The organism is Rheinheimera pacifica (genome assembly GCF_024809855.1).
GTDB classification, from domain to species: Bacteria; Pseudomonadota; Gammaproteobacteria; order Enterobacterales; family Alteromonadaceae; genus Alishewanella; species Alishewanella pacifica_A.
On record NZ_JANUEM010000028.1, the window covers coordinates 1 to 13,335 of the forward strand.

Below are 13,335 nucleotides of genomic sequence, written 5' to 3' on the forward strand. Positions count from 1 at the left end.
ATTGTGAATCACAATGCTAATTTGTACTGGCCTTAACCGTTATGGTGCCATTCTACACTGCTAATTGCTATTGAAGTAGTCAGTTTGGGCTGTACTCTATGACTAATTTGTACTGGTTTGTTGATGTGACGGCTTTTGTTCATAAAACTCCTGTTCCTTTTCAAGATAATCGACTATTTTAGCGTATTAAAAAATATGTTTAATCGACATTTACTGCTAGCTGAGGGAGGAAATATTTATGGATAATTTGGTGCGAATATTGAGGCTTATTGGTTTAAGAAAGTGGACACCGACTGTAATTGCTTTGTTTTTATTGCTTGCATATATAGGGTTAGGCTCTATAGATTTAGCCGTCCATTTTTCGGGAGACCAGAAAAAGAAATATCAGGAAATCATTGATACCAGCAGGTATAACTTAATTTTAATAATTATAGGTCTCTTCGTTTTTAATACGATTTATGTATCAGTTATTGATAAAGTCGTCGAAATATGGAAGACGATAATTTTGCCCGATATTAAGAAAAATGTAGAAGATATTTCTAATAAATATTTGAACACAGTCAGGTCCGAAACCGTTGACCGAGTTTTAGACGTCGCTGAGAAAGCCGATATCGAAAAAAACGTTAAAAGTATTTTTAACAAGTTATATGGCTCCCATTGTGTAAAAGATAAAGGACTGTTTCAGCAACTTAGCAGACAGATCTTTCCTTTTCTTGAACCTGAGCGAGTACACAGATCAAGTTATACAAAAAAAATTACGATAGAAGACAAAAACGGAGAGCAGCTATGGCATGAGTCATGCGAGTTTTCTTTGCATTGTATCGGTTTAGACGAAGATTATAATCCTGTAGAAGAGGGACGCTCTGTAAATTATCCACTTGCTTATAATCCAAGAATGATGGTTAAGGCATTGCCACAGAAGCTGGAGGATATATGGAATCTCACAATAGGGAAAGTCAATGCAGATGGTTCAAGGGAAACCATCTTTGAATCAAAAAACTATGTTGAAATGCAAAATGGAAAGATTGTAGTAAAGCCAGATATAAATTTTGAGCTTGATGTGACCATTGAAGATGGCGAGTTTACTTGTCGGTTTAAGAAAGACATCATATTGACTGATGCTTATACTAAGATCTTCATAACCGAAACATCCCAAGTTCCAGAGAACTTTTATACTCTTAACACCAGAGAGCCGTCTTGTGGTATGGACATAGACATCCATCTACCAACGAAATGGCGTTTTCTTGACCATACTGTGTACAACGCAGATAAAAATTGGTCGATATCTTCTCACCCGTTGAATAGACTCTCGTGCCACACAAATGGATGGGTGCTACCTGGTATAGTGTTCACATGTATATGGGAACGTGTAGATTAACTTTTTATCCCTGATTCGAATTACGGAAAGATAACTGCTAATTCGGATTGGCATTTATCAGAAAATAAATAAGCCGAGTATTACTCGGCTTATTTATTTTTTAGAAATTACAGCTAATTAGCATTCAGTGGTCTTTTCTAATGACAATTTGTTGATTCCCATTTGCTTTGTAAAGCTATGATTCTTCGACATTTGATGTCCACCTCTGATTAAAAAACGCAAACAATTCTACTTAAACTGGCAGTCATCGTACAGCAAATTATCAAGTTTGCAATACTGTCAGCCTAAATACACTTCCTACTACGTTTAAGGTAAAAGCAATTTACTTTAAACGTAATTTATGAGGCAAGAAGTGAGCCATATTCGGTGTCCCCTTGACAACAGTAGTTCCTCTAGATGCTTTTTGCAAGCATCTGACCAGTCAAGGGTTACACACGTTACAGGTATATGGCAACGGAAGGCACTTAAAGTTCAGTGCCTTCTAACTAGTAAGCTTGGGGAACTGACTCTGATTTGCAAGTTTTTCAGTGACAATTACGTTGGTTCGATCTCAATTTGTTCCGTATCAGAGTTGTATCTGACCTTAGTTAATGAGTTAAACCCTTTGGGCCATAATTCATCTTCTTTGTGCATGAAATAGGCATTTCCAACTCTGAGAGTTTTGCTGACAATGTTATTAAGTAACCAATTAGCGTCTTCACGTATCGTTAACAACGGTGATTTTACAGAATAGTAGTGATGTGTACCAAGTTCAGGTCTTCCTCGTACATTTTCGAACTCAATTTCAAATGAGACAAAAACAAAGCCTACACCTAATTCTGCCTGTTTGCGCTTATCTGACAAGTTAGCAGCATTATGGTACGAAATGCTCGCTTCCTCTACGCTTGAAGGTGGGTAATACCACAACCTACAGCGATTCTGCTTTATAGATTCGATTAATTCCCTTGCAAGCTTACTCTTCGATATCATTTTTAAGAGAGTGTTTATGGACAAGTCCGGTTCTGGAAAGATGTTTTTAGCAATTGCCCCAGATGCCGTCTCTGGGTAAAAAGGAGACATCTGATAGTATTTTTGCCGATGACGCTCAATAGTCGCTTTTACCATTGGTTGATAAGCTTCATCTGATATCAGGCGCACATAATCAACTGACAATCGTGCGCGCTCTAACCTTTCTACGACAAAACTTGCCACGACATTGGCTTGTAATTCCGTTAGACCCAAAAGCTCAACAGTGCGAGAGATCACTGGTGCTATTTGAAATTTTGTATCGTTTCCATACACTGAGTGCAATGGGTTAATTACGTAAGGAATATTATTTTTTGTTGCAAATTCGTTACTTACAGTGCACAAAGCAGCTGACAGCAATTGATAGCTGTGTGACAACGGTAACTGAGAAACTAGGCCGTATTGCTCAATGTCTTTTTTGAGTTCACGGGCTAAAGGTTTGAGAAGATCTTTGAAAACAGTGGACATAGACTAACTCCCGAACACCAATGGACGCGGAATGCTAAGTTTCTTAAAGAGTCTGTTGGTTAAGAAACATATTCCATCAGTGGTTTGGTTAGTTAACCTGAATATGAACTTTTCCCAACTTTGTAAGCAGACAACCTGTGGTGGGAGCTAGATCATCTTACAAAACATCTTTATTTGTGTAAAGTAGTTGGTAATAAATACTGTATTTAAATCGATTACTTAGTATGCCAATCCGCAACATCCCTAAAAACTACCGCAACGTGACAGGCGTTGCGGCCAACTCGAAATCTGAGGGTAAGGCTATGTTTGAGTCTACCCTGGAGCGGGATTGGCTGACATTACTACAGTTTTCTGCCGAGGTAGAGCGCTTTGAAGTCCAGCCGGTTAAAGTGCTGTGGTTTGATGATAAGGGTAAAGAACGCTCATACACGCCTGATGTACTGGTCTATTACCACCAGCCAGGGCACAAGCCATTACTGTGTGAAGTGAAATATCGCGATGAGCTTCGTGAAAACTGGGGGCAGTTCAAACCTAAGTTTCAGGCTGCGTACCGGTTTGCTAAAGAGCGGGGCTGGCGGTTTAAGCTGATAAATGAAAAACATATCCGCACGCAGCTGCTGGATAACGCCAAGTTTCTGCTACCTTTTGCTCGCCGTGTTCCTGATGATTCAGAACTTGCTCCACAGTTGCTAAACACGCTCGCCAAAGTAGAAAGCTGTTCCGTGCAAGAGCTGCTAACCAGCATCGATGCGAACCCTATGGTTCAGGCAGAATATATTCCGCTACTATGGTATTTGGTAGGTACGAAGCGAGTGGGAGCCGATTTGACACAGAAACTGACGATGGCCAGCAAAGTATGGGGTGTGGCCAATGACTAAAGTGGCATTGGTTGAGCTTAAACCAGGCAAGTTGGTATCTTTCCAGGGTAAGGTGCACCGCATTCGCCGCGTGAATTCATTAGAAAACGTAGAGCTGCTGGATGATGCCAATCAGGCGGTCATTGTTACCAAGGTTGATGAGTTGCAACCTGCTGAGCAAAGTAACGAGCAGACCCACACCGATCTGCAAGCAATAGGTGAAGCCGCTTGGGTAGTTGCACAAAAGCGCTATGACATTATTAAACCGTTGCTGGATAAGCCCGACCGTACGCGGGAAGATGTCGCAACACAGGCAGCAGCGCACTCGGTGCATACCAATACGGTGTATGGTTGGCTCAGGGCCTATGAACAAAGCGGACTACGCTCATCATTACTGCCCAAAACACGTAGTGATAAAGGCGCAGCTAAGTTAACGCCAGAAGTTGAGAAAATTATCCGTGAGGTGATTGAAAGCGAATACCTGACAAAGCAGAAAAAGAGCCAGCAGAAAGTATGCGATGAAGTCAGAAAGCATTGTTTAAGGCAGAACCTGCCGGTACCACATGCCAACAGTGTTCGAAATCGTATTAAGCAATTGCAGGGCGAATTGGTTGCCGCCCGCCGCCTTGGCCGAAAAACCGCTGACTTAAGTTATAAGCCGCATGAGGGAAGTTTCCCTGGTGCCGATTACCCACTGGCCGTAGTACAAATTGACCACACCAAGCTTGATATTATTCTGGTTGATGATCATTACCGGCAACCTATTGGCAGGCCGTGGATCACTCTGGCATTTGATGTCTGTACCAGGGTGGTCACTGGGTTTTATGTCTCATTCGATCCGCCGAGCGCGTTGTCGACCGGCTTGTGTTTAACCCATGCAATTCTAACGAAAGATAAATGGCTGACCAGGTACCCAACGCAAAACCAATGGTTAGTGTGGGGGCTGCCAGCCAAAGTGCATCTTGATAACGCCAAAGAGTTCCGTGGCAATATGATGCAACGTGGTTGTGACGAGTATGGTATTGATCTGGAGTGGCGTCCGGTAGGTCGGCCGAATTTCGGTGCTCATGTAGAACGTGCACTGGGCTCTTTCGCGCAAGAAATTCATACGCTACCTGGTACCACCTTTTCTAATCCGCGAGAGAAAGGTGAGTATGACTCCGAAGGTAAAGCAGCATTAACTTTATCCGAGTTCGAGCAGTGGCTAACGATTTACATTGTTGATGTATACCACCAGAAAATACATAGCAGCCTTGGTATGTCACCCGCACAGGCCTGGCAGCGAGGTATTTTGGGTTCAGATAAAGCACCAGGTTCTGGCTTGCCGGCAAAAATTGCCGACGAGTTTAAACTTCGCCTGGATCTCATGCCATTTGAACTACGGGCCGTGCTGGATTACGGCGTACAAATTGACAAAATTCACTATTATTCAGACGTGTTGCGGGTGTGGATTAATGCACCTGATCCAAATGACTCCAAACGTAAACGCAAGTTTATGTTCCGACGCGACCCGCGCGACTTAAGTCAAATTTGGTTCTACGACCCTGAGCTGGCAACCTATTACGCCATTCCATATCGTAATCTGTCGCACCCGCCTATTAGCATCTGGGAGCTGCGTGAAGCGCGTAAACGCGCCAAAGAAGCCGGTGTAAAAGAAATAGATGAACAGGCCATTTTTGATGCCTATGATCGTATGCGTGAAATTGAAACCACAGCGGTAAAAACCAGTAAGGCGGTTCGGCGCATGAATCAACGGCGTAAAACGCATCAGCTGTCGCACAGCGTAATTGAGCAAAGCCGGCCTGCAAAGACTGAGGCACCTTTGCTGCCGCCAGTTCAGCAAGACGAAGATGCGGAGTTTTTGCCGTTTGATGAACTGGACGAACTATGACTGACAATGCCAGCCACCTGACAGCCAGCGCCCGCAAGGTGCTCAGTCTGACCGATGCTGAACGGATTTTTCGAATTAAATCAGATCGCTGGATTGGCTACCCTTATGCTAAGGTGGTGCTAAAGCAATTGGATGATTTGCGGCAGCATCCCAGAGTAAACCGGATGCCCAATATTATTCTGATTGGCGATTCGAATAACGGTAAAAGCACCTTGGTAAAGCGTTTCTGTCAGCTAAACCCTGCGGTCGATAACCCAGAAGGTGAAGCTGTGATTGCACCTGTAATGTATGTACAGGCACCACCAGTACCGGATGAAGGGCGCTTTTATAATGCCATTCTCGACATGCTATTTGCACCTTACAAACCCAGTGAGCGCGTTGATAAGAAGCAGTATCAGGTACTAAAACTATTACGGTATGCGCAGCTAAAGGTACTGGTAATTGACGAAATACACCAAATCCTTGCCGGCAGCCTGCACCGACAGCGTGCCTTTTTAAATGTGCTGAAGTACCTGAGCAACGAGCTGCAAATATCAATTGTCGGTGTAGGTACCAAAGATGCACTCAGAGCATTGCAGACAGAGCCACAGCTGGCTAATCGCTTTAAACCAATACACCTGCCACGCTGGGAAATGAATGACGACTTTAAGCGCTTGCTGGCCAGCTTTGAAGCCATGTTACCGCTAAAGCTGCCGTCAAAATTACATAACGAGGTCATTTTCACCAAGCTATACGTTATGAGCGAGGGGAATATTGGCGAGTTAACCAGCGTATTAAACGCTGCCGCTGAGCTGGCAATTTTAAGCGGTAAGGAATGTATTACGCTGGATACCCTAGAACAAATCGACTGGACGCCGCCTTCAGAGCGCCGGCGTCAGTTCTTGACCGTCTAAACCATGTTATCGGGGACTTTGTGGCCAGCTCACCCCCGACCGTTGCCTGGTGAGGCATTATCGTCCTGGTTCATTCGTTGTGCTCATGCCAACGGTATGAAAGCCCAAACCTTTGCCGTGCGCAACTTTGGCCATCAAAGGCAGTTGTGGAATCGTGATATTGATCGGTTTGCCCCAGACTGGTTACTGCAAACAATGAGTGAGCGCACCGGCACACCACTCGCACAGGTAAAAAAGATGACGGCGCTACTGTTTGAGGGGCGGTTGTTTCAAACCAAAAACCTTAGTGGTCAGCTGCGCTGGTGGTTACCCTTGAAAATGTATCACAGAATTTACCGCAATTTCGGTATTCAATATTGCCCACAGTGCCTGGCAGAGGATGCCATCCCATATTTTCGGCTCGGGTGGCGGCTGGCCTTCTACACCTTCTGCCCAAAGCATCAGATAATGCTGCATGACCGTTGCCATCAATGCCAGCAGCCGGTAGCGTTTCACCGGGTTGAATTGGGCAAAGCCAACCTGCTCGATGCCGGTGATATGAACCACTGCTGGAATTGCAACACACTGCTTAGCGAAGCGCCAAAAGTGCCGGTCGATAAGTGGCACAAAAGACCATTCACCCAATGGGAAACTCTGCTGAAGATCGTAGACCGACAGTTTAGAGATTGCGGTCCGTTTAATAAAGCACGGTTAATCTTATGGCATCAGATGTGTAGGTTGATAGTCAGCGAAAACCTTGCGCCTGATTTGCAGAGCCATATCTGCAGTGTAGTGAAACAACCTGTGCGCGAATTGCGGAAAAGAAAAATAGCCTTTGAACAACGGGACCTTGAGGAGCGTCATTACGTACTGAGTCTTGCCGCATGGATTAGTGATGCACAGGCTGAACGCAAACTTCGCACAGCAATAAAAAAACGGATGCTGCCTTCAAATCAGGTACATCGTGATTTGAAGGCAGCTGAAACTGCTCAATTAGAACGCCTCTTTTTATTACCTCCCAGTAAAAGAGGCCTGAAATAGCAGAGGAATGTTATGAACTTAGGTACTTATCTAAGTCTGATTCATCAACTTTATTAATACTGGACGCAGCCGCATTAGCACTATTTACATTCATTAATACATCACATATTACGGAAAATAGGCCACAAGTATCTGCGCAAGACTCTATCTTCGGTTTTGATAGATATCTAATTGATTGATGAGCTCCAATATGTGAAGTTTTGACTGAACTTTTGAAGCTCTCTACATCTAATAAGTTGGCTAGAGTTGAAAAATTAATACCTGATACATTAGCAACTTCATTTATAAGGTCTGGATTCTTTTTCAGTAGAAGAATAACATTAACTACATTTAGCAGTAGCTTGTCTTTCACCTCTCTTTTGGTTGTAATGCTAAGTTTACTATGATCAAATTTTGAGAACCATTGCTTACGAGCTTTAATTATTTTATCAGAGGAAATTTCGAATATTGACCTGATCGAGCATGCTATTAATGGTAAGTAATCTTCCCTTGACTTTGATGAGTATGCGTTGTCAATTGCATTAATAATATCAGAAACTATTTCTATTTTAACACAGTAACCGGAACCAGATTGAATTGTAAAAAGTGACTTATCTAAAGTTTTACCTGAAATAGGTGATATTTGTCTTTCAAAAGATAATGTTATTTCTTTAGAAACAAGATCTGTCAGATCATCTATATATTTAAAGCTAATCTTTTTTTCGCATGGTTCTTCTATAGACAATAGCACCCTATTGCTCGATTTATGGCCGTCTATTAAGATATCGACTTCATTCTTTTCGACAATTTGGCCAGAGCTATTTTTTATTTGGAATAGGTATTCTTCTAAATATATCTGGTCTGAAGGTATATAGAACGTTAGAGGCCTATTTTTATCTATAATTATTGATGCTGTTCTATTCTTTTGCTCATCAGTATCAGCGCCTAATGATGGTATAGCCTTACCTGTTGGAACTCCTTTGCTTTTTCGTAGTTGTTTTTTTAATTCGGCGCCTTTAGTCTGAATGAGCTTATTAAGATCTTCCAGATCTTTAATCAATTTCTTTGTTAAGCTATTCTCAACGAAATTTGTTCTGTCTGAATTAAATTCTATTTCTTTACTCTTGCTTGTTAAATTAACTCGACCAATCATTTGAGGCAGCGTTTCTCCAGAGCTCTTCTTTCTTAGTAGCTCTGGATCGAAAATAACAGTATTATTAAACAGATTTCTATTTATATAAATTAGAGGATAGAGCGCTTCATCGTGCACTCGTCTGTTCAACGGAGATATACTTCTTGAATTCTTACCTCTATTGAAATGAAATATAATTAGCTCTAAGCTTATAGAATAGTCTGTTCTTCCTAGGGTAAATGGGAAAGACTTTATGTGCTCGCCTTTGTGATAAAAATCAACTTCATTTTTTGACGGGTCATACTTGACATAAAATAATTGATTTTCCTCACTCTCTTTATCAAATTTCTTTAGTTTTTCAGTGGAAGTTATTTTTTTCTGATTCTCTATCTCTATCTTAATATTAAAAGAATCATCTATTATAGTTGCTGCTAGTTTTTCAATGGATTTACCATCTTCTACATCTAAATCGATCAGTAACTCTTCAATTTCGCTCTTGCTTGTAAAGACTGTTATTATAGTGCCATTTTCACTATGAAGATCTGTTGTCAAAGGAATTTTGGTTCCTGCAACATCATCTTTGGAGATTAATTCAGATTTACATACTGAAAATGTGCTACGAACTCCGTTTTTACATGTTTTCCATTCAACTTTATCACCAAATTTAAAGGCAGAGAGAAAGCCAAGCCCTTTTGAGCCCTGTGTAAGTCTTTTTACTCCATTTTGCTCTATTTCGTGACCGTAACTTTTAGAACTTTTAGAAATATGAAACAGGGAATTTATCTCATCTTCTGCCATGCCGTTTCCATGGTCTGAAATCGTTATAGTGTTATTAGAGGGGGAAATCTTGATAGTAACATCTGGTGAAAATGCATCATATGCATTTTTAATTAGCTCATTTAATGCAAATAACGATGAGGGAATATTTTTAGAAAGTTCTTCAATTATGTTTCCACTAAATCTAATTGACGCATTGCTCATTCCCAACATCCTTATTTCAATAAATAATAATATTTCAATATATCCGAATTCTTTTAAATTTACAACATCCAGCCTGATTATTAACTATATATTATCTGTTATCAAAATTAATGACCAAGTAGTTTATTTTCAGCCTAGCTTCCAAGAAATTTTATTCAGTTCATTGGGAGGGTATGCTATTTACGCATAATCAATATTGATTCTTTTACCATTGTTGCTGCTATTTGATTCCTGTTAGCCATTCGCTTAGAGGGAATATCCCGTTCTAATTTATGGACAAAATGACAGCCCCGTGATTCAAGCAACTCTCTCATAATGCTATCTAGTGGAACTTCAATATCTGAAATTCTTCGGTTACCAAGCGTCCAAATCATGTATGCATTTTCTCTAAGAAAACTCAAAGAGTTACTTAATGCATTATCTAAATCATAGATGAAAGACACAAGCTTTTTTATATTTTCCGGATTAACTGCTTTTATCTCTTCAACACAATTAACCAAAGACATTGAACGATTTTTTATTTCCTTGTATTTAGCATTTGAACCTTTCTTAGAACCACCCAAGCTCATTGAGTCAATAGCGCTTTTATGGGCCAGGAGCCCTGATTGGGTCAAATTTTCAATGTCACCTAAATCAATCCACATTAGTGGAAGGTATGAGAACTGTCCATAAGTAACAGTTGTCTGATTATCGCCGTAAGGCGGTGAACTAATTAGCAGATCACACTTTAGTGAGCTTCTGATTTTACCTGCAGAATCAGCATTCTTAATAACTACATCACTTATTGATGTTGCCATTTTTAAAACTTTATTTTTATCCAAAATTGTCTTTTGAGCAACAATATTGTCGATATTTTTGCGAAGTTTTTTTTCAAACTCCTCTATCGCTGATGGTGTCAGTTCTATTTTTTCTTCAGGTTTGATATGCAGCTTATACGTCGAACTTCTGGAGTTACACACGGTTCTAACTGTACTGCTCATCGAAAGCCAGAATACCTTTCTAGCCCACTTAGATGGTTCATTCTTAATTGCACGATATATTGCACTTAACTCAACTTGAGTATTTTGAGTAAACCACTTATCAATGCCATCAAACTTTACCGCTACTTCAGTGGAGCTATCCTTTTTAGCTGCATCTAAAACTAATTCAGCTTTTTCTTTTAATTTACTTGTATATAGCGGACCACTCTTAACTTCACAAGCTAAAATCGCTAATGGATTAATATCTATCCCTAAAAAATCTAGTCCACGGCACATTGCTTCACCAAGAGTTGTGCCTGAGCCAACGAATGGATCGAAAACCCTTCGGACATTTCTATCGTCGGCTAATACTGCGTCAATTAATTCTCCTTGCATTTCAGGAATCATCATTGCAGGGTACTGGATTAGACCATGACAATGATGTCTTTTAGAGCGCCCTCTAAATGACCAGTATGCCTCATCTTCTAACGAGTAAGCATTAATCCTGTTAAGAAGGTCTCTATCCTTGTTTAATGCATTCATTTTCTGTCTCTATTTATAAAAAATTGGATCACTTTAAGTTAAAACCAATCATACCAGTATCTAACGAAACATTCCAGGTTTGGTGTGAAATTCGATTTCGTTATATCTTTAGGTTTTTTAATGACTTATCTCGTTTGTTTGTGCGTATTAAATATAGATGTTTGCCATGTTATGCGGTGGGATGCAAGTGCACTGGTAATACACCCTAAAAATAACTGACGTCAAAAGTAGAATTTTCTCGTAACATAAACGCAGGAGATTCTGCATGAAAACATCAAAATTTAGCGACAGCCAAATCCTGGCGATCTTAAAACAAGCCGAAGCCGGCGCACCGGTGCCAGAGCTGTGCCGCGAGCACGGTATGAGTTCGGCTACCTTCTACAAATGGCGCGCCAAATTCGGTGGCACTACAGTTCAGATTTTAATAAAGAGGCTTGCTAGAGCTTGAGAAAATTTTTCAACGGAATGCCATATATGTTTGTATGGTCTTATAACTAATTCGTTTTTTGGCAGCGGCCTCCAGACGCCTTTGTGTGTCGCTAGATACTCCAGAGTAAAACGTACTTTATCGTTAGACAGATAATCCCAGTTTTCTATGTGTATTGTGCCTAATTGGCATTTCTCGTTTGACCGATGTTCAAATTCTATAACGATTAGATAACATGTTTTGTAGCTAATATCTGCAACACAGACTCTACGTTTAATCTTGTCTCTGGAGTCCAGATACGACCACTGCCAAAATCCTTCAGGCTTCGTTAGTGGTATATATCTGAATAGTTCATCCGGTTCTCGTATCTTGGCACTAAAGCCTTCATAGGTATTTAGATGCTCGATAGCTTTGATAAATGTATCGAAACTCGCTGGTAATGCCTTAGCGCGGTCGTAAGTGCTGTTTAAACGGCCCGTGCCAACGGTAGAGTCGGTATTGTCACCCTGAGCGGTGCTAAGCTGGTTGCTTTCCACCGGCGGCTTTACGACGGTGACAGATTTATACTCACATTGCTCTTTAGTTGGTTTATCCGGCTCTTTACCGGCAATATCACCAAACCTGTCTGTAGGCAGGTTAAATATCTCAGTGGCTGCGTTTTTATTCGGTGCTTGCTGACTTTGAAATGATTTGCCTTGTTGCCCAGGAACTACACGGGGACCGCCCCAGCCTGGCTTTTTCTCGTCATCAGGTTTGTCTTCGCCATCTTTGGCTCGGTTGTTGTCGTTGTCACGATACACGGTCAGATGCCGGAAGGGGAAAGCAGCAGAGCAGCGAACGAGCGACAATACCAGGTAACGCCATTTATTCGGATCTGCCGTAGGGAGCATTTTGCAACGGGCGCTCAGGTTTGTGTTGCCTGCAAACGGAAAATTACTTTCAATATGCGCCGCTACGCCATTTACACGACTTTTTAGCATGGCGTCGTGCACTGCTGTGGCACCTGACCAGGCTTCGGGAGAATTTAGAATTCGGGCCAGTATCCAGCCATCTTGATCCGAAAAACGCTGGCGTAGCCCAATAACTTCGCGCTGTTCTTCCGGTTCCGACCAGGTGTGTTCCATATTCAGCACTGCATGCAAATTGTGTTTTAGGTCACCCGAGAAAATCACATCTGCCAGGTCGGTCGACACGGCATAGTAAAACCGCACCAGCTCTGCCATTGGGATCAAAATGCCGTAAGGGTCGCCGCCATAATCGATAGCGACCATTTTGCTTAGGTAACCGGCTTTGCCAAATTTGTAATGGGTGTAGGGAATGATGTACTGGTTATGCTCTTTGGCACTGGCATTTAACACTTGAGTGGTATGCTCAGAAATCTCTAACCCTTTGAACTCAGTCAGTTGCCCTGCAAGCTGCAGCTGACATTCACTGTTGCGCCAGATAGAGCCAACACACACAGCCGGCAGCTGGCCGGTACCAATACAGATTGTTTGTTGTTCTGTGTAATCCACCAAACCGCTGGATGCAGAAGCCAGCTTATTAGGGGGCAGAGCGGTAACATCTGGCGTTTTGAACGGGGTTATAACAATTTGCAGTACTGGCTCGCGTAGGAGCTTGGGGTTGGGCTGAATGGCACCGAACCAATCAACCCGCCAGTAACGATTATCGGATGGGAATTCCTTGATCCCTGGAATCCCCTTCACTAAGCCACTCCGCTATTACTGCGAAGTAGCGGTACAAAATAGCGATGTACAGTACAAAATAGCATTGTAGAGTACTATTTAGCGTTGTAAGTCACA

At 41.7% G+C, this 13,335-nt stretch carries 9 protein-coding genes and 1 pseudogene; 6 read left to right on the plus strand and 4 right to left on the minus strand.

Annotated features, from left to right (window positions below; translation table 11 throughout):
* The first annotated feature begins 238 nt into the window (after positions 1-238).
* Positions 239-1,378 carry a hypothetical protein gene (locus M2404_RS20100; RefSeq protein ID WP_259241786.1) on the plus strand — a complete coding sequence of 380 codons (1,140 nt, stop codon included), beginning with the start codon at positions 239-241 and terminating at the stop codon, positions 1,376-1,378.
* A 534-nt stretch (positions 1,379-1,912) separates the two neighbouring features.
* Here M2404_RS20100 and M2404_RS20105 read toward each other — a convergent pair.
* Entirely contained in the window at positions 1,913-2,851 is a 939-nt protein-coding gene (locus M2404_RS20105; protein ID WP_259241787.1) for a hypothetical protein, read from the minus strand.
* A gap of 302 nt (positions 2,852-3,153) precedes the next feature.
* On the opposite strand from M2404_RS20105, the gene M2404_RS20110 reads away from it, so the two are divergent.
* Genes M2404_RS20110 through M2404_RS20125 form a run of 4 tightly spaced genes read left to right on the plus strand, consistent with a single transcriptional unit; the run spans position 3,154 to position 7,512 of the window.
* Complete coding sequence (locus tag M2404_RS20110; RefSeq protein WP_259241788.1) at positions 3,154-3,729, plus strand: heteromeric transposase endonuclease subunit TnsA; 576 nt, start codon at positions 3,154-3,156, stop codon at positions 3,727-3,729.
* Entirely contained in the window at positions 3,722-5,599 is a 1,878-nt protein-coding gene (locus M2404_RS20115) for a Mu transposase C-terminal domain-containing protein (RefSeq protein WP_259241789.1), read from the plus strand. The genes M2404_RS20110 and M2404_RS20115 overlap by 8 nt, the downstream gene beginning before the upstream one ends.
* Complete coding sequence (locus tag M2404_RS20120) at positions 5,596-6,492, plus strand: TniB family NTP-binding protein (protein ID WP_259241790.1); 897 nt, start codon at positions 5,596-5,598, stop codon at positions 6,490-6,492. Before M2404_RS20115 ends, M2404_RS20120 begins: the two co-directional genes overlap by 4 nt.
* A gap of 3 nt (positions 6,493-6,495) precedes the next feature.
* Positions 6,496-7,512 carry a TniQ family protein gene (locus tag M2404_RS20125; RefSeq protein WP_259241792.1) on the plus strand — a complete coding sequence of 339 codons (1,017 nt, stop codon included), beginning with the start codon at positions 6,496-6,498 and terminating at the stop codon, positions 7,510-7,512.
* Between the two features lie 10 nt (positions 7,513-7,522).
* Here the strand turns inward: M2404_RS20125 and M2404_RS20130 are convergent, their stop codons facing one another.
* A complete protein-coding gene (locus M2404_RS20130) occupies positions 7,523-9,604 on the minus strand; it encodes an ATP-binding protein (protein WP_259241793.1) in 2,082 nt (693 codons plus the stop codon).
* Positions 9,605-9,780: 176 nt separating this feature from the next.
* A complete protein-coding gene (locus tag M2404_RS20135) occupies positions 9,781-11,106 on the minus strand; it encodes a site-specific DNA-methyltransferase (protein ID WP_259241795.1) in 1,326 nt (441 codons plus the stop codon).
* A gap of 265 nt (positions 11,107-11,371) precedes the next feature.
* Here M2404_RS20135 and M2404_RS20140 point away from each other — a divergent pair.
* A pseudogene (locus tag M2404_RS20140) lies at positions 11,372-11,536 on the plus strand (transposase); the annotation flags it as partial.
* Here the strand turns inward: M2404_RS20140 and M2404_RS20145 are convergent.
* Positions 11,521-13,239, minus strand: a complete 1,719-nt coding sequence (locus tag M2404_RS20145; protein ID WP_259241797.1) for a hypothetical protein — start codon at positions 13,237-13,239, stop codon at positions 11,521-11,523. The pseudogene M2404_RS20140 and the gene M2404_RS20145 sit on opposite strands and share 16 nt — an antisense overlap.
* Between the last annotated feature and the right edge of the window lie 96 nt (positions 13,240-13,335).